The 17,328-nt window shown below is 55.5% G+C and carries 19 protein-coding genes; 2 read left to right on the top strand and 17 right to left on the bottom strand.

What is annotated here, in order from left to right:
- Positions 1-238: 238 nt before the first annotated feature.
- From AAGR22_RS07480 to sdhC, 4 genes are read right to left on the bottom strand one after another with little or no spacing between them, the layout of a single operon-like run.
- Positions 239-955, bottom strand: a complete 717-nt coding sequence (locus tag AAGR22_RS07480; RefSeq protein ID WP_067702395.1) for a succinate dehydrogenase iron-sulfur subunit — start codon at positions 953-955, stop codon at positions 239-241.
- Positions 956-972: 17 nt separating this feature from the next.
- Positions 973-2,739 carry a succinate dehydrogenase flavoprotein subunit gene (sdhA, locus tag AAGR22_RS07475; protein WP_067702392.1) on the bottom strand — a complete coding sequence of 589 codons (1,767 nt, stop codon included), beginning with the start codon at positions 2,737-2,739 and terminating at the stop codon, positions 973-975.
- On the bottom strand, positions 2,739-3,086 hold the full coding sequence (sdhD, locus tag AAGR22_RS07470) for a succinate dehydrogenase membrane anchor subunit (protein WP_067702389.1): 348 nt from the start codon (positions 3,084-3,086) through the stop codon (positions 2,739-2,741). The genes sdhA and sdhD overlap by 1 nt, the downstream gene beginning before the upstream one ends.
- Positions 3,080-3,469, bottom strand: a complete 390-nt coding sequence (sdhC, locus tag AAGR22_RS07465) for a succinate dehydrogenase cytochrome b556 subunit (protein ID WP_067702386.1) — start codon at positions 3,467-3,469, stop codon at positions 3,080-3,082. The genes sdhD and sdhC overlap by 7 nt, the downstream gene beginning before the upstream one ends.
- Positions 3,470-4,105: 636 nt before the next feature.
- Between sdhC and AAGR22_RS07460 the strand changes: the two genes are divergently transcribed.
- The gene (locus tag AAGR22_RS07460) at positions 4,106-5,389 is read left to right on the top strand and encodes a citrate synthase (protein WP_067702383.1); all 1,284 of its coding nucleotides are present in this window, start codon (positions 4,106-4,108) and stop codon (positions 5,387-5,389) included.
- A gap of 188 nt (positions 5,390-5,577) precedes the next feature.
- Here AAGR22_RS07460 and AAGR22_RS07455 read toward each other — a convergent pair whose 3' ends face one another.
- The 13 genes from AAGR22_RS07455 to AAGR22_RS07395 all read right to left on the bottom strand — a co-directional run bounded on the left by AAGR22_RS07455 (position 5,578) and on the right by AAGR22_RS07395 (position 16,275).
- Positions 5,578-5,997 carry a hypothetical protein gene (locus tag AAGR22_RS07455; RefSeq protein WP_067702381.1) on the bottom strand — a complete coding sequence of 140 codons (420 nt, stop codon included), beginning with the start codon at positions 5,995-5,997 and terminating at the stop codon, positions 5,578-5,580.
- The gene (locus AAGR22_RS07450; RefSeq protein ID WP_345831165.1) at positions 5,997-6,689 is read right to left on the bottom strand and encodes a hypothetical protein; all 693 of its coding nucleotides are present in this window, start codon (positions 6,687-6,689) and stop codon (positions 5,997-5,999) included. Before AAGR22_RS07450 ends, AAGR22_RS07455 begins: the two co-directional genes overlap by 1 nt.
- A gap of 345 nt (positions 6,690-7,034) precedes the next feature.
- Positions 7,035-7,826 (bottom strand): endonuclease VIII, encoded by a 792-nt coding sequence (gene nei / locus AAGR22_RS07445; RefSeq protein WP_345831164.1) that lies wholly within the window; start codon positions 7,824-7,826, stop codon positions 7,035-7,037.
- 24 nt (positions 7,827-7,850) lie between these two features.
- Positions 7,851-8,498 carry a pyroglutamyl-peptidase I gene (pcp, locus tag AAGR22_RS07440; RefSeq protein WP_345831163.1) on the bottom strand — a complete coding sequence of 216 codons (648 nt, stop codon included), beginning with the start codon at positions 8,496-8,498 and terminating at the stop codon, positions 7,851-7,853.
- Between the two features lie 7 nt (positions 8,499-8,505).
- The gene (locus AAGR22_RS07435; protein WP_345831162.1) at positions 8,506-9,495 is read right to left on the bottom strand and encodes a DUF979 domain-containing protein; all 990 of its coding nucleotides are present in this window, start codon (positions 9,493-9,495) and stop codon (positions 8,506-8,508) included.
- A complete protein-coding gene (locus AAGR22_RS07430; protein WP_345831161.1) occupies positions 9,495-10,223 on the bottom strand; it encodes a DUF969 domain-containing protein in 729 nt (242 codons plus the stop codon). The genes AAGR22_RS07435 and AAGR22_RS07430 overlap by 1 nt, the downstream gene beginning before the upstream one ends.
- A 78-nt stretch (positions 10,224-10,301) precedes the next feature.
- Complete coding sequence (pxpA, locus tag AAGR22_RS07425; protein WP_345831160.1) at positions 10,302-11,042, bottom strand: 5-oxoprolinase subunit PxpA; 741 nt, start codon at positions 11,040-11,042, stop codon at positions 10,302-10,304.
- Positions 11,032-11,964 (bottom strand): 5-oxoprolinase subunit PxpC, encoded by a 933-nt coding sequence (gene pxpC / locus AAGR22_RS07420; protein ID WP_345831159.1) that lies wholly within the window; start codon positions 11,962-11,964, stop codon positions 11,032-11,034. Before pxpC ends, pxpA begins: the two co-directional genes overlap by 11 nt.
- Positions 11,958-12,614 (bottom strand): 5-oxoprolinase subunit PxpB, encoded by a 657-nt coding sequence (gene pxpB, locus AAGR22_RS07415; protein WP_345831158.1) that lies wholly within the window; start codon positions 12,612-12,614, stop codon positions 11,958-11,960. The genes pxpC and pxpB overlap by 7 nt, the downstream gene beginning before the upstream one ends.
- A 177-nt stretch (positions 12,615-12,791) precedes the next feature.
- Entirely contained in the window at positions 12,792-13,535 is a 744-nt protein-coding gene (locus tag AAGR22_RS07410) for a type 2 GTP cyclohydrolase I (protein ID WP_067703653.1), read from the bottom strand.
- Positions 13,536-13,552: 17 nt separating this feature from the next.
- Complete coding sequence (gene phrB / locus AAGR22_RS07405) at positions 13,553-14,974, bottom strand: deoxyribodipyrimidine photo-lyase (RefSeq protein ID WP_345831157.1); 1,422 nt, start codon at positions 14,972-14,974, stop codon at positions 13,553-13,555.
- A gap of 17 nt (positions 14,975-14,991) precedes the next feature.
- The gene (locus AAGR22_RS07400) at positions 14,992-15,948 is read right to left on the bottom strand and encodes a 2-thiouracil desulfurase family protein (protein WP_345831156.1); all 957 of its coding nucleotides are present in this window, start codon (positions 15,946-15,948) and stop codon (positions 14,992-14,994) included.
- Positions 15,949-16,068: 120 nt separating this feature from the next.
- The gene (locus AAGR22_RS07395; RefSeq protein ID WP_067702351.1) at positions 16,069-16,275 is read right to left on the bottom strand and encodes a YbfA family protein; all 207 of its coding nucleotides are present in this window, start codon (positions 16,273-16,275) and stop codon (positions 16,069-16,071) included.
- A 331-nt stretch (positions 16,276-16,606) separates the two neighbouring features.
- Between AAGR22_RS07395 and kdpE the strand changes: the two genes are divergently transcribed.
- A complete protein-coding gene (gene kdpE / locus AAGR22_RS07390; RefSeq protein ID WP_345831155.1) occupies positions 16,607-17,290 on the top strand; it encodes a two-component system response regulator KdpE in 684 nt (227 codons plus the stop codon).
- The last annotated feature ends 38 nt before the right edge of the window (positions 17,291-17,328 follow it).

Here is a 17,328-nt window from a genome sequence, read left to right as displayed (position 1 = left end):
AAAGGGGAGCTTTACAGTTCCCACGCCGCACAGGCGGCTTGCCCTCGGTCGTGTTCCGCAACGTGCTGCGGGACGCGGCCTGAAAGTTCATCGATACGAGCGCTGTGCGCAACTGCTGGCGCCCGGGCCCGTAAGGGAACCCTGGTGAAAAGTTTCTGTTAGGCGTTGTCGAAACCTTTCATCAGGGCCACCTGATATCTGCGATCCGGGAACCTTTCGGTTCCCGGTTTACGGCTAATCAGGCACTGCGCTGCAACAGCATTGACTTAATATGGCCGATGGCGCGCGTCGGGTTCAACCCTTTCGGACACACGCTCACACAGTTCATAATGCTGTGACAGCGGAAAACGCTGAAAGCGTCATTCAGATTATCCAGACGCGCATCGGTTTCCGTATCGCGGCTGTCAATCAGGAAACGGTAGGCGGCCAGCAGGCCTGCCGGGCCGATGAATTTCTCCGGATTCCACCAGAATGACGGGCAGGAAGTGGAACAGCAGGCGCAGAGAATACACTCGTACAGGCCATCCAGCTTTTCACGCTGTTCCGGTGCCTGCAAATGCTCACGCGCCGGTGGTTTCTCCCCGTTATTCAACAGGTAAGGCTTGATCTTCTCATACTGAGTATAGAACTGGCCCATGTCCACCACCAAATCCCGGATTACCGGTAACCCCGGCAGCGGGCGAATAACAATCTTTTTCTTACCGCCGCCCAGCGCCGAAACCGGTGTAATGCAGGCCAGGCCATTTTTACCGTTCATATTGATGCCGTCGGAGCCACATACCCCTTCCCGGCAGGAGCGACGAAACGCCAGCGTCGGATCTTTCTCTTTCAGGCGGATCAGCGCATCCAGCAGCATCATGTCGCGCCCTTCATCCGATTCCAGGCTGTAATCCTGCATACGCGGCGCGTCATCGACGTCCGGGTTATAACGATAAATAGAAAATTCGAGTCTCATCGTTTTATCTCCGCAACCTAGTAAGTACGTGCTTTTGGCGGGAACGCCGCGCGCAGCTTCGGCGCCATGTTCACCTCACGGCGAGTCATGCTTTCGCTCTGCGGCAGATACACGCTGTGGCACAGCCAGTTTGCATCGTCACGTTCAGGATAATCGAAGCGGCTGTGTGCGCCCCGGCTTTCGGTACGGAAGTTAGCCGCAACCGCAGTGGCGTAGGCCGTTTCCATCAGGTTATCCAGCTCCAGGCACTCTATACGCTGGGTATTAAAGTCGGCGGAACGGTCATCCAGACGGGCATTTTTCAGGCGTTCACGCAGCAGTTTAAGCTCAGCCAGCCCTTTCGCCATCGCCTCGCCTTCGCGGAAAACGGAGAAGTTGTTTTGCATACAGGTCTGCAATGCTTTACGCAGCTCGGCGGGATCTTCCCCGGTGGTATTGTTGTTCCAGCGGTTCATGCGGGCCAGCGAGGCGTCGATCTCTTCATCGGTCGCTTCCAGCAGTTCACCCTGTTCCTGAATGGATTCCTGCAAATGCAGGCCCGCAGCGCGGCCAAATACCACCAGGTCCAGCAGTGAGTTACCGCCGAGGCGGTTAGAGCCGTGCACGGAGACGCAGGCAATTTCACCCACGGCAAACAGCCCCGGCACCACCACGTCTTCGCCCTGTTCGTTAACCGTAATCGCCTGACCGGTCACTTTGGTCGGAATGCCGCCCATCATGTAGTGACAGGTCGGGATGACCGGGATCGGCTCTTTTACCGGATCAACGTGTGCGAAGGTGCGCGACAGCTCAAGGATGCCAGGAAGACGGGCTTCCAGCACTTCGCTGCCCAGATGGTCCAGCTTGAGCTTGATATGCGGTCCCCACGGACCTTCACAGCCGCGCCCTTCACGAATTTCAATCATCATTGAGCGGGCAACCACATCGCGTCCTGCAAGGTCTTTCGCATTAGGGGCGTAGCGCTCCATAAAGCGTTCGCCGTGCTTATTCAGCAGGTAACCGCCTTCGCCGCGGCACCCTTCGGTCACCAGCACGCCCGCCCCGGCAATACCGGTCGGGTGGAACTGCCACATTTCCATATCCTGCACCGGTACGCCCGCGCGCAGCGCCATACCCACGCCGTCGCCGGTGTTGATGTGCGCATTGGTGGTGGACTGATAGATGCGTCCTGCGCCACCGGTAGCCAGCACCGTCGCCCGCGCTTTGAAGTAGACCACTTCACCGTCTTCAATATTGAGTGCGGTACAGCCGACAATCGCACCGTCGGCGTTTTTCACCAGATCCAGCGCGTACCATTCGGAGAAGATGGTGGTTTTGTTTTTCAGGTTCTGCTGATAAAGCGTGTGCAGCAGGGCATGACCGGTACGGTCAGCTGCAGCGGCAGTACGTGCAGCCTGCTCGCCGCCGAAGTTTTTCGACTGTCCACCGAAGGGGCGCTGATAAATGCGACCGTCATCAAGACGGGAAAAAGGCAGCCCCATATGCTCAAGCTCCAGAATCGCTTCCGGGCCGGTTTTACACATATATTCGATGGCGTCCTGGTCACCGATATAGTCGGAACCTTTTACCGTGTCATACATATGCCATTCCCAGTCATCTTCATGGGTATTGCCCAGGGCAACGGTAATGCCACCCTGCGCAGAGACGGTATGGGAACGGGTAGGGAAAACTTTGGATAACAGAGCACAGCTCTGTCCTGATTGTGAAATCTGTAGCGCCGCACGCATGCCCGCACCACCTGCGCCGACAACCACGGCATCAAATTCTCTTACTGGCAACTTCATTACGCACCCCACACAACAACGGTTCCATAAATTGCATACACTAACAGTGCAACGACCACAATCAGTTGCAGTATCAGGCGTGTAGCCACGGCCTTGACGTAATCTGTTAATACCTGCCACATCCCAATCCAGCCATGCACCAGAATGGAGAACAGCGTTAAAAGGGTGAAGACCTTGGTCAACGGAGAGGCGAAAAAGCCCCGCCAGATCTCATATGTCAGCGTGCCAGACATAACGATAAAGCCGAGAACATACAGAACATACAGGGTGATAATCATGGCAGCGGCGCGAAGCAGCAGCCAGTCATGAACGCCGTTACGACCCAGTGCAGAAGCGTTGCTTACCATACGAGGACTCCAGCCAGAATTGAAAGCACGACAGTAATAACAAATGTAATATGCGCAGAGCGCTTACCCGTCTCCATTGTTTCGGCCAGAAAGCCAAAGTCCATCAGCATGTGGCGAATGCCGCCGGCGATGTGATACGCCAGTGCGGTCAGAATGCCCCAAACGATGAATTTGACGAAAAAGCTGCCCATAACGGCTGAGGCTTGCAGGAAGCCCTCGGGAGAGGAGAGTGACAGGCCCAGTAACCAAAGCAGAATTCCAACGGCCACAAAGGTTATGACGCCAGATACGCGGTGGAGAATAGACGCTATTGCAGTAACGGGAAACCGGATCGTGGAGAGATCCAAGTTGACAGGTCTTTGTTTTTTCACGGTTTTGCCCACACAGCCTTTCTTATTTTGCTTCCTCCGGTCCTGAGGGCGGGTCAGACAGCGTTTAATCAAGCACTGCGCCAGGCACTAAAACTTCAACGTCCAGAACTTCAACGTCCAGTGTCAAAACGACGCGTATAAAACGCTGGGTGGCTCCTACAGCAGGGTTTTCCGGAGACCTGGCCGAAGTATAGGGGGTTCACAAACTCATTACAATTCCCCTACAAACATCCTTGTCACATTTAGGTGGAACAGTGATCATCATCACATTTTTCACAATTTATACAAATTTAATTATCTGATTTGACAAAAGTTCAACATTCCTGTTACAAACTAGCGATCGAAATTTATATGATGCACAAAAGTTAAGGGGATACACTTCCCCCTCATGACAAGTTATGTAACATTGGCTTCAACTATACTTAAAGAACCCGATAATAATCACCGACAAGTTATGACCAGAACGGATCTTTAACAACCGCGAAACGCAGACAGATTGTACCCGCCGACCTGCACGCGCCCATCGCTCTGTACCCTGCACGATAAAAGATGCCACAGAGTCGATCACCTGCGCACCAGTATCAACCGCGGATACAGCGGCATTTCCGTTGTCAAAGGTTCACCGATAAGGCGCTAAGGAGACTGTAAATGGCTGATAAAAAAGCAACGCTAACCCTACCAGGCGAAGCTCCTATTGAACTTGATGTGCTGAAAGGTACGTTAGGCCAGGAAGAAATTGATGTCCGTAGCCTGGGTTCACAGGGATACTTCACCTTCGATCCGGGTTTTACCTCTACTGCGTCCTGTGAGTCGAAAATCACCTATATTGATGGTGACGAAGGTATTCTGCTGCATCGTGGTTTCCCTATTGATCAGCTGGCCCTGCACTCCAACTATCTGGAAGTGTGCTACATCCTGCTGAACGGCGAAGCGCCGACCAAAACCCAGTTTGAAGAATTCCGCACTATCGTTACCCGCCACACCATGATTCATGAGCAGATCCATCACCTGTTCCGGGGTTTCCGTCGTGACTCTCATCCGATGGCGGTCATGTGTGGGGTGACGGGCGCGCTGGCCGCGTTCTATCACGATGCCATGGACGTTAACATTGAACGCCACCGTGAAATCGCGGCATTCCGCCTGCTCTCTAAAATGCCTACCGTGGCGGCGATGTGTTACAAGTATTCGATTGGTCAGCCTTTCGTTTATCCACGCAACGACCTCTCCTATGCCGGTAACTTCCTGAACATGATGTTCTCGACGCCCTGTGAAGAGTATGTGGTTAACCCAATCCTTGAACGCGCTATGGACCGCATCCTAATTCTGCATGCAGACCATGAGCAGAACGCCTCTACCTCTACCGTCCGTACCGCAGGCTCATCCGGCGCCAATCCGTTTGCCTGTATCGCTGCCGGTATTGCGTCTCTTTGGGGGCCTGCACACGGCGGGGCAAACGAAGCCTGCCTGCGGATGCTGGAGGAGATCAGCAACGTCGAGCACATTCCTGAGTTCCTGAAGCGTGCGAAAGACAAAAATGACTCTTTCCGCCTGATGGGCTTTGGTCACCGCGTATACAAGAACTACGATCCACGCGCTACCGTGATGCGTGAAACCTGCCATGAAGTGCTGAACGAACTGGGCATGAAGGATGACCTGCTGGAAGTCGCCATGGAGCTGGAGCATATCGCCCTGAACGACCCGTACTTTATCGAGCGTAAGCTCTATCCTAACGTCGACTTCTACTCCGGTATTATCCTGAAGGCGATGGGTATTCCGTCCTCTATGTTTACGGTGATTTTCGCTATGGCGCGTACCGTGGGCTGGATCGCGCACTGGAAAGAGATGCACGATGACGGCGTTAAAATCGCCCGTCCCCGTCAGCTCTATACCGGCTACGATAAGCGCGATTTTAAATCAGAGACCGCGGAGTAACGCTTTCCGTTCGGGCGGGAAACCGTCCGGACGGGCTGATGCCTTCGCGCTTAAGCTTAACGGTGGGCTATGCTCACCGTTCTCCACCCTGGATGGCGAATTCCAGATCATGCGCTATCTGGCGAGGTCAATCTCCATATGCAGAAGATTTTAGGGTGTGTCTGCTGTTCGGTGCAGAAAGCTTAAAGTTAATTAGACAAAATTGAATCAACCCCACGTATCAAGCCGGGGAAATATGACTGGTCTATCACTATTCCGCCCTTGAGCATCCAGCCTTCATCCTCGTGCGGACTGGCTGTGAAATTGAAACCAAACTCATCAGCACCCACCACCTGCCGGACTTCACAGGTGAAAGTTTCTATTCTCGGAACAAATGCGATCGCTGCGGGTTTAACTTTATAGGGAAGGCATTCGTAAAATGCCGACAGTTTGTCGCGTAATTCTTCAAGCTCAAACTGGGCTAGCTCACACTGGCATTGTAGTTTTATGCAAGGTTCTTCGATCTCCAGCCAACACATGATGAGGTCCAGGCTACGTTCTTCCGGTTCTTCGAGTCTTTCGATAAAAGAGAGGCGAAACAGCACGTCTTCATTTTTGATCTCAAACATTATTTGATTTCCTTAATATGGAAATGCATAACTGTCCAGTCCTTCTCTCGCATCAGCACATGTAAGGTATACGATTTCGGTTTATAAACTACCGCCTTACCCACTATAGATCTCGTTAAGCGGGTCATTCCAATGCTATATATGAAAAGACCGGCCTTTCTGCGCGGATCTGGGCTTCGGACTCCATACCGAATGGCTTTTTCGATTATCTGAATGGGTATGTAGCGACCAGAATCGGCCATATGTAAAGCGGTTGTTTTAGAGAACTTTATGCTTACTGCGGACAAACCAACTTTAAAGCGCCCCCTTAAAATACTCAGGGTCGCCTCGCTCATTGCAACCTTCATCCGGTTAATTGCAGCCCCTTCAAGTAATGCTTTTCCGGTACGAAGTAGGCGAAACGCGCCAAACATAAACAGAGCAATATCAAGAGGGTCAACGAGCGGCGTTTCTAGCGGAGATTCTTCCAGCGTGATGAATCTCCCGTCAGCATCATAAATCTGCCATAGCCCTGGTGCCTGAGCCACAGAGTAGCCAAGACAAACATTTGTTTGTTCGTCGACTATGGGTTTCGCAATATGCGGCGGACGAAATGAGGGGGTAATTGCAAAATATTCACCCGGCCGCAGGTGCGTTCTAAAGGTGTAATATTGCCCAGGCTCGTTCGGATCAATAAGATCATACTCAGTCATCATATTCCCTTTAATGATGAACTTCTGGTACCGATTAAATCACCACAGTGGGAGTAATGGCAAACAGTAATAACTGCCCAAATTTATAACTCCTCCAAGATTAGACAACTTGCTAAAGAAATATTCAGGGAAGGAAAAGTTGTTCTTCCACGTCATCGCTAAACGGTATAAAAAAAGCGTGAAGATCCTATGCTCTGATCTCTGATAACCTGGATGCCTGCAAGGGGATCACACGACATCCCAACGGCTATATTTATCATGGTGAAACACCAGAATTTATTAAGGGGAAAAAATATCCCTATGGCAACGGGTGACACAGATGGGAAGGCTCAGCACAGTACCCCCTTAATGCTGGCAGCCCGGGCACCAGTAAAAGGGCCGCGATGAAAGCGTGGTCCGCTCGATGATGCCGCCGCAGCGCTCGCACGCCTTCCCTTCGCGATGAAAGACCTCAAAACGAAATAATGCGCCGTGATGCCGTTTTTCACTGACTACGCCCCGCGTCTGATACGAAAGGCGCGGCACCGCCAGCAGCGCCTCCGCCAGTCGTTGCAGCGCTTCTGGCGACAAATCCTGAGCGCGATGGTGTGCGGCAATCCCCGCCTGCCAGAGAATTTCAACCCGCAGGTAATTGCCAAGCCCGGCCAGAAAAGCCTGATCCAGCAGCAGACCGCTGAACTGACGCCGGTGAAAACGCGTTGAAAGCAGGCGGCCCGCCACCTCGGCCACGGTCAGCGACATATCCAGTACGTCTGGCCCCACGCGCTGCAGGAAAGGATGCGTTGTCAGCGAATCGCAGTCCAGCATCTCAATGTCCGAGGCGCTATAGAGCAGAATAGTTTTATCCTCCGCCCCCAGCCTGACGCGCAGTACGCGATTAGAGTCAGGCGTTTTACCGCTGTCGGTCACGCGCCAGACGCCGTAAAGCTGATTGTGGCTGTAGAGCGTCTGACCGCTGGAAAAGTGGCTGAGTATCGCTTTACCACGGGTCTCAATAGCCTCGATGCGTTCACCAAGCAGCACCGGCTCCCAGACTTTCAGTTCAGGGAACGCGAACCACACGTCGGTCAGCGTTTTGCCTTTTATTGCCTTTTCCAGCGTGTCGGCCGCACGGCGAATTTCAGGTCCTTCTGGCATCAAATATGCCCTCCAGATAACAGGTTAATGCGTTGCGCCGCCTTCCAGACGACGATCTTCCTCGACGGTCAGGGCAATACTTATCGCCATTTCCAGCGCCAGGTCTACCGTCTGCACCGGCATACTCGCCAGGCCTGGATGCTTAACCGCCTGCTCAGGCAGCAGGGGAATATGGATAAAGCCGCCGCGCACCGGGTCTTTCTGCTTAGCCAGGGCGTGCAGCAGGCCATACATCACGTGGTTGCAGACATAGGTACCCGCAGTCTGCGACACCGTTGCCGGAATACCCGCCTCGCGGATCCCTTCCACAATGGCCTTTATGGGCAGAGTAGAAAAATAGGCTGCCGGACCGTCTTCGACGGTGGCCTCATCAATCGGCTGATTGCCGGCGTTATCGGGAATGCGCGCATCGTTGATATTGATTGCCACCCGTTCAACGCTGATATCGGTCCGTCCTCCCGCCTGGCCGACGGCAATAACCAGGTCAGGTTTGAGTGCATCCAGCGTCTCATTAAGCACCCTCAGGGACTCATTAAACACGCAGGGTAGCTGTTTAGCCACGACGTGTGCCCCACAAATCATCCGCTCATGCAGGTGGCGGACCGCCTCCCATGAGGGATTCACCCGCTCGCCGTCAAAAGGTTCGAAGGCAGTAATCAGAACCGTTTTCATCTAAGCCTCACAGAAACATCAGATACCAGAGTAGGAAAATATTCACTATTAACAATAGCACGCCGGTCGGCACCTGAGCTTTGATCACCGCGTTGCGATCGGGTAGCTCCAGCAGCGCAGCCGGAACGATATTGTAATTAGCCGCCATCGGCGTCATCAGCGTGCCGCAGTAGCCCGAGAACATCCCTATTGCCGCCATCACCGCCGGATTGCCGTGGTGCTGGAGCACCAGGACCGGAATGCCAATACCGGCGGTAACAATCGGGAAGGCGGCAAACGCATTGCCCATCACCATGGTCAGCAGCGCCATGCCGATGGCATAGCTGGCGACGGCGACAAAGCGGTTATTAACGGCCAGATAGGTTTCCGTCAGGTGCGCAATCGCGGTCCCCACGCCCGCGCTGGTAAACAGCAGCCCCAGCGTCGCCAGCAGCTGCGGCAGTATAAAGGCCCAGCCGATGGCATCCAGCAGGCGGCGCGCCTCCTGAACCGACTGCGCCGGGGTATCCCGGGTCATTTTTAGCGCAATCAGCCAGCCCGTCAGGCAGCCGACCATCATGCTAAACAGCGTGACCAGGGTGGCATGATTACCCGCACCAAATACGGCGTTTTGCAGGCCGGGCAGATTATTAAAAGCCACTACCCCTGCCACGGTCACTACTGGAATTGCCAGCGCGGGCAGAAACAGGCGGTTACGCAGCCGTGCGGCACTCTCATCACGCTGCTGCTGGCTGCGCTGATGATAAGAGCCCAGTTTTACGCCGCCCAGCCCGGCAATAAGCGCGGTGATCACCACCAGAACGCCGGTGAGGATATGCAGGTTACGCGCCCCCAGCAGGTTTTCCGCGCCGTCCCCGATAAAAAAGATCGCGCCGTACAGCGCCCAAAACAGTCCGGTCGTCAGACGGCGGGGATTAGCCTTATCGCGCCATGACATGCCCGCGACCCCCAGCAGAATGACACCCGCCAGCCAGAAGAGATAGTGCTGTTGAAACATTAGCGTTCTCCTTTGGCTTTCAGGGCCGTGCCGTTCAGCGCCGAGAGTTCGGCCGCCAGGGATTTATCCAGACGCCGCAGGCGGAACGCATGGATCAGAAAAGCGCAAAGTGCCGTAGGTAAACCCCATGCGGCAATATGCAGCGGCTCGGTCTGGATACCCGCCGATTCCTGCATAAAATTATGCATAAAGATGATGGCCCCAAAGGCAACGAATACGTCCTCGCCAAAGAACAGCCCGACGTTATCGGTTGCCGCCGCCATCGCGCGTAGCCGATAGCGCACCTCAGGCGGCAGCTCGCCGTAGCGGTTTTCCGTTGCGCCCTCGGCCATTGGGGCCAGCAGCGGGCGCACCATCTGTGGATGTCCGCCCAGGCTGGTCAGCCCCATGGCGGCGGTGATTTCACGAACCAGCAGATAAACTATCAGCAGACGCCCCGCCGTCGCCGTTTTGATTTGAGCTATCCACGCCTGTGCGCGCTCTTTTAAGCCATGCCGCTCAAGCAGTCCGATAATCGGCAGCGGCAGCAGCAGGATCAGCGCCAGATTGCGCGTATTGAGGAAGCCGGAGCCGATCTTATCCAGGATATCGCCGATCGGCATATGGGCTGCCAGCCCGGTGATCCAGCCGGCAATCAGCACCACCACCACCGGATTAAAGCGCAGTAAAAAACCCACAATAATCGCTGCGATACCGGCCAGCGGCCACAAATTCACTGCAGTTTCCATCTCTTCTCCTGGTTTTTCTGAATATCGCCCGCGCCGTACCGGGAAACTGAAAATATTGCACCCTGCCCGCTTTTTAAATTAGCGTTCGCTGGTCACAAGGATATGCTGTTCGGCAAAAGCATTGCGCAGCTGGCGGGCAAAGGCCAGTGCATGTGCGCCGTCCCCGTGTAAACAAACCGTTTCTGCCCGCACCCGCACCCACTCGCCGCTCAGACTTTGCACCTCACCGCGCGCGACCATGCCCAGCGTCTGGGCTATCGCCTGTTCGTCGCTGTCGACCAACGCGCCAGGCTGAGAGCGCGGCACCAGTGAACCATCTGACTGATAGCCGCGATCGGCAAACACCTCTTCCCGGGTGCTCAGCCCCAGGGCCTGCGCCACGCGGATTGATTCGCTGTTCGCCAGCCCTACCAGCACCAGCCTGGGATCCACCGCTTTCACCGCACGGGCGATGGCGTCGGCCAGCGCGGGATCCTGCGCGGACTGGTTATAGAGCATCCCGTGCGGCTTAACGTGCGCCAGACTTCCCCCTTCACTCTCCGCCATCGCCTTCAGTGCGCCAATCTGGTAAACCACCTGGGCGTAAACGACCCCGGGCGGCAGCGTCATACGCGTGCGGCCGAAATTTTCACGATCGGGGAAGCTGGGGTGGGCGCCAATCGCCACGCCACTGGCCAGCGCCCAGCGCACGCTTTGCAGCATGGTCTCTGCATCACCCGCGTGAAAACCGCAGGCAATGTTGGCAGAGGAGACCAGCTGTAGCAGGGCGTGGTCGTTGCCGCACCCTTCGCCGAGATCGGCGTTTAAATCAACCTTCATGTGCTAACCCCCAGGCCATCTGATCGAGTGAGCGCTGACGTTCGCGTTTTGCCTGTAGCGCCTCTTCTAACGTGCAGTGAACAAAGTGGATCGGTTCACCCAGCCGGATCTGCGCAAGGTGATAAAGATCGGCCTCGATCACGCAGCCAATACGGGGATAGCCGCCGGTGGTCTGCGCGTCGGCCATCAGCACAATGGGCTGACCGTTGGGTGGAACCTGAATGACGCCGGGCATCAGCCCGTGCGACAGCATATCCCGCATGGCGATGCGTTTTAGCGCCCTGCCCTGCAGGCGATAGCCCATACGATTACTCTGCGGGTTAAGCTGCCAGCCGGTCCGCCAGAAGGCCGCCCGGCTCTCCGGGCTGAACTCATGAAATTCAGGGCCAGCCATGGCGCGGATGCGGTTGCCAAACAGCAGCTGACGAACGCCAACAGGCTTGCTAAAGCGCTGCTGCGGTACGGCCTGCGGCAGCAGGTCGCCCTCTTCGAGTTTTCTCCCCCCGAAGCCGCCAAAGCCCGCTTTAACATCCGTGCTGCACGAACCCAGCACCGGCAATATGTCAAAGCCGCCGTCAAGCGCCAGATAGCTCCGCATACCGCGCTGCGGCATTTTTAGCGTCAGGCGCTGACCCTTCCTTACCGCCGTACGCCAGCCTGTCCACACCGGCTGGCCGTCAATATCCGCACTGCATCCCGCCCCGGTAAGCGCAATCCAGCCGTCGCGCCCGAACTCTGCACAAAACTGCCCCAGGGTTATCTCCAGCACGGCGCTCTGCCGGGGGTTGCCCACCAGCATATTGGCCGTTTCCATTGCCGGATGATCTAATACGCCCCCGACGCTGATGCCAGCGTCCCGCCAGCCTGTCCGTCCCGCATCCTGTAGCGTTGTGCTCATTCCGGCGCGAATAATCTTCAGCATATGCCCTCCTTTTGCGGGATAAATCGCACGCTGTCGCCAGGCCTGAGCCAGGTCGGCGGCCGGTTTTGCGGATCGAACAGCGCCACCCCGGTATGGCCAATCAGCTGCCATCCGCCCGGCGCGGAAAGAGGATAGACGCCGGTTTGACTGCCGCCAATACCCACCGAGCCGGCCGGAACCGCCACGCGCGGCTCGGCGCGACGCGGCGTATGCAGCCGGTTATCCAGCCCGGCGAGATAAGGGAAGCCCGGCTGGAAACCGATAAAGAAGACCTGATATTCCGCAGCGGCGTGCGCCTCCACCACCTGCTGCGGGCTAAGGCCGCTGTGGCGCGCCACCACCTCGAGATCGGGGCCAGCCTGGCCACCATAGACCACCGGGATCTCGATTCGACGGGTTGCCAGCTCCAGCGCCTCGCTCTTCTCCCACCAGAATTGCATCCATTCAATCGCATCCGGCGCCGTGCTCTGTGGGTCGCTAAGCAGTACCGTAATGTTGTTCATTCCCGGTATCACCTCTGTGACTTCAGGGCGAGCGCTGAGCGTGGCCGCCAGCCCCCAAATGCGCTGCTGGCTGCCGAGTGAAACCGGCGGCGCCAGCTCAAGCACTACCGCGCGCTCGCCTAACAGGTAACAACGTGCTTGTTGCAAAACGCCCTCCTGACCCGCAATGCGGCTTTTTTTCTCATTAAGGCAAACAGTTATGCGTAAATGTGATTAAGGTGTCAACAAGGCGTGTATCTGTCGTTACTGCGATGAGGGTGAGATAAGCGGTTTTGCGCGGAGCATTGAGGCGTATAACGGGCGACGGTACGCCGCCCGGTTTCATCAGGCGGGATTGGCAATATCAATAAAGGTGACGTCCAGGCCATGTGCCTCTGCAAGCCACTCGCCCAGCGCCCGGATCCCTGCACGTTCCGTCGCGTGATGCCCCGCAGCAAAGAAGTGCAGGCCCTGTTCACGCGCGCTATGGATGGTTTGTTCAGAAACCTCCCCACTAATAAATGCATCCACGCCAAAGGCGGCGGCATCGTCGATAAATCCCTGCCCGCCGCCGCTACACCAGGCCACGCGGCGGATAAGCGCGGGCGCATTATCGCCACAGTGAAGCGGCTCACGGCCAAGCACCTGAGCGATGCGGGCAGCAAGCTGCTCTCCGGTCAATGGATCCTGCAATTCACCCCAGGGAACCAGCGGCAGAACGTCGCCTTTGACGGTGATGCCCAGCAGCCTCGCCAGCTGTGCATTATTCCCCAGTTCGGGATGCGCATCTAAAGGCAGATGCCAGCCATAGAGATTGATATCGTTCGCCAGCAGCGTTTTCAGGCGGTTTCGCTTCATGCCTTTGATGGTTGGCGCTTCGTTTTTCCAGAAGTAACCGTGATGTACCAACACCGCGTCGGCACCCAGGCGCACGGCTTCGTCGAGCAGCGCCTGGCAGGCGGTCACGCCGGTGATAATTTTAGCGATCGCTTCCCGACCCTCAACCTGAAGTCCGTTGGGGGCATAGTCGCTAAAGCTCGCAGCGTTGAGTTTCTGATTAACAAGGTGTTCAAGCTCTGTATTACGCATAGTCATTCCCGATTATCTTATTTTCGCGCGGCCTCATAGGCGTCAAGGGTCTGCCTGCGCGCCTCTTTATGATCAACAATCGGGACCGGATAATCCAGCGTGACATTATTCTTTTCCGCCCAGCTGTGCGGCTGATGGATCCATTCGTCAGGCACCTCTTTCAGGGCGGGCAGCCACGTACGGATAAATTCGCCCTGCCGGTCAAAGCGTTCTCCCTGGGTGGTGGGATTAAAAATGCGAAAATAGGGTGCGGCGTCGGTCCCCGTCGACGCGGCCCACTGCCAGCCACCATTATTCGAGGCCAAATCGCCATCAACCAGCTGCGACATAAAGTAGCGCTCGCCTTCCCGCCAGTCGATCAGCAGATCTTTGATCAAAAAGCTGGCGACGATCATTCTCAGGCGGTTATGCATCCAGCCCAGCTTATTCAGCTGGCACATGGCAGCGTCAACAATTGGGTAACCGGTTTTTCCCTGTTGCCAGGCGGCAAAATGCGCGGGATTATTCTGCCACCTGACGCCGCGCGTCCAGGCAATAAAGGGCTGATAGCGGCACAGTGAAGGGTAAGCGACCAGCAGATGGCGGTAAAACTCACGCCAAATGAGCTCGTTCAGCCAGACAAATTCCCGGCCGCCGTCAAGCGCCTGCGGGTGCTCCGTCAACAGGCGGTGCAGACACTGGCGGGGAGAAAGTACGCCGGTGGCCAGATAGACTGACAGGCGACTGGTGCCATCCACCGCCGGAATATCCCGGTTATCGGCATAATCGGTAACCGTCTGCTGACAGAAATGCCGCAATCGCGCAATCGCGGCGTCCTCTCCGCTGGGGAAAAGGGTTTCATCAACCTCCTCGAAGGGATAGTTAAAGGGCGTCAGCGCGGGTACATCCCGCAGCGGCGCATCCGCGCGCGCGGCCGGTGCGGAAACGCACTCCGGCAGGCCAGCATGCAGACGCTTGACAAAGGCACGACTGAAGGGAGTGAACACCTTATACATCTCGCGATTGCCGGTCAGTACGCTACCGGGAGGCAGCAGCAGGCTGTCATCAAACCCCTGTGAAACCACACCAATATCAGACAGCTCACGCTCGGCCGCCGCATCGCGGTTGCGTTCGTTGACCTCGTACTGATAATTGTAAAACATGCGTCCGACCTGATGCTGCTGGCAAAAGGATTTCAGAACCTCAATCGAGGCGGTAAAGTCATCGCACTCGACAGAGTGTAGCGGTATGCCCTTTTCAGCCAGCGATCGTTGCACGTCCTGAAGACTGCTGAAAATAAATGCCGCCTGTCTGGGGGACATTGAGTGTGATTTCCACTGGACGGGCGTGGCAATAAACAGCACCAGAACCCTGGCATCAGCATCGCGGCAGGCCGCATTTAGGGCGTAGTTATCGTGGATGCGCAGATCGTTACGCATCCAGACCAGATGGGTGACCATGAATCTCCCTGATAAGTTTAGTGACCGTAACGCAGTCGAAGCGCTTCCGGATAGGGTTCAAAGTAGCGCTGCTGCGCGAGATAAGGATCGGGAAACTCAGACATGTAGTGCTTTAACAGCGTGATAGGTGCCAGCAGCGGCTGAAGCCCCTGCCGATAGTGATCAATCAGTGAAGCCAGCTCCTGACGCTGCCTTGAACTCAGCTGGGGCCGGAAATAGCCCTGAACATGCATCAGAACGTTAGTGTGGTTGCCCCGCGTGGCCGGATGTTTCAGCAGATCCATCAGCCGCTGGCGATATTCAAGGGCATACTCCTCCAGTGAACTCCAGCTTTCAATGGCCGCAACGAACCGCCCCAGTTCACGGTATTCCGCCTGAGAATGTGCCAGCAGTGACAGCTTATAACGACTGTGAAAAGCGATGAGTTTGCCGCGGGTCAGCCCACTCCGCCACAGCGCATTAAACTCATGCAGGGTATATACGCGTTCGACAAAATTCTCACGCAGCGGCGCATCCTGTAACCGGCCATCCTCTTCAACGGGCAGCCAGGGGATTTGGCGCATCAGCTCACGCGTAAAGACGCCGACACCCTCTTTACGATTATTATTGCTGTCCGGCTGATAAACCCGAACGCGTTCCATGCCACAGGTCGGCGACTTGGCACAGACGATGTAGCCGCATAAATGCTGTAGGTTAGCCACTCGCTGTTCGGAATAGTGCTGCATTTTTTCGGTAACCGGCTCGCCGTGGCCGTTACTGAATGCCAGCTCCGTTTTACTCTCCGCAGTATCGATCAGCCTTAACGCCGGGCGGGGAGCAGGCAGACCAATGGCCATTTCCGGGCAGGCCGGCTCGTAATGAATATAGGGAGCGAGTTCATCCGTAGCGAAGGTACATCGCTTATGTCCGCCGTCAAAACGGACTTTGTCGCCCAGCAGACAGGCACTGATGCCAACAGGAATTTTCTCGCTCATAGTTGTACAACCTCTAACTTCTTGTAGAAGTTTAAGTGTAGCCCAGTTGTACCAGTAAAGGCGAGAATATTAAGAATTACTGAATGAAGGGGGAAAAAAAACCCGCCGAAGCGGGTGAGATTAATAGAATTCGCAGCCAGCGGCTTCTGAGTTCGCCAGCCAGACCGGCTGGCTGCTGGTTTTAGACCAGACGCGATGGAGATAGCTGTAAAACCTCGAGCGGTCATGACGAAATAGCATGACCGGCAGTGCGATAAACCCAATGATAACCACCGCGATACGGCGCAGGATTATTCGATGTAAAGAGTAAGCGTGATAGAGCAGCATAAGCCCTCCCGACAGGCCAGCAAGATAAGAGAAGATTTGCCGAAAATAATACGCGTTATAGTGTAATTTTTCATCTCATCTGACCACTTTCAGCGATAAATCCTCTCTTTTATCCTCTCTGAACCGTAATAAAGTTACATTAAGGTTAATTAATTACACTTAATTAACCTTAATGTAACTTAAATGTCTTAATCCACTATTTTCGGCAGCATGACGTGCCGCGTCTGCCTTTACGGGCATCTGTGCACCCCCGGGAATAATTTGGTAGATTGAGAGCTATAGCTAAGCCGCAGAATGTTGGCATACGAATGTATTTATTGAGCGAGACAGCGTGACTACGATCCTGATTATTGAAGATGAAAAAGAGATCCGCCGCTTCTTACGCCTCGCGCTGGAGGGTGAAGACCTGCGCGTTTACGATGCCGATACGCTCCAGCGTGGCCTGATTGAAGCGGCCACCCGCAAACCCGACCTGGTTATTCTCGACCTTGGTTTACCTGACGGTGATGGCGGAGAGTTTATTCGTGAGTTTCGCCAGTGGAGCGCCTCCCCGATCGTGGTGCTCTCTGCCCGCAGTAATGAACAGGACAAAATCGAAGCGCTGGATGCGGGTGCTAATGATTTCCTGACTAAACCCTTTGGAGTGGGCGAGCTGATGGCAAGGGTGCGGGTCGCACTGCGCTATCGCGCAGATCCGAGTCCGTCTGCACTCAGCCCGGAAGTGAGCTTTGGCGATGTCACGGTCAATATCGCCGATCGCCGGGTTACGCGGAACCAGCAGGATTTACACCTGACGCCGACTGAGTTTCGCCTGCTGGTGAGCCTGCTCAATCACGCCGGTAAAGTGATGACGCAGCGTCAGCTGCTGAATCAGGTATGGGGTCCGAATGCCGTGGAGCACAGTCATTATCTGCGCATCTATATGGGGCATTTACGCCAGAAGCTGGAAGCCGACCCGGCCAGGCCGCGCTATCTGATCACCGAAACCGGCATAGGCTACCGTTTTATGCCCTGAACGAAAAAAAGGCGCTACGAATAGCGCCTTTTTTGCGG

This window comes from Erwinia sp. HDF1-3R, from assembly GCF_039621855.1.
Lineage (GTDB): Bacteria > Pseudomonadota > Gammaproteobacteria > Enterobacterales > Enterobacteriaceae > Erwinia.
Note: the sequence above shows the minus strand (reverse complement) of the source record. Positions and strands in the feature narration are given on the sequence as shown.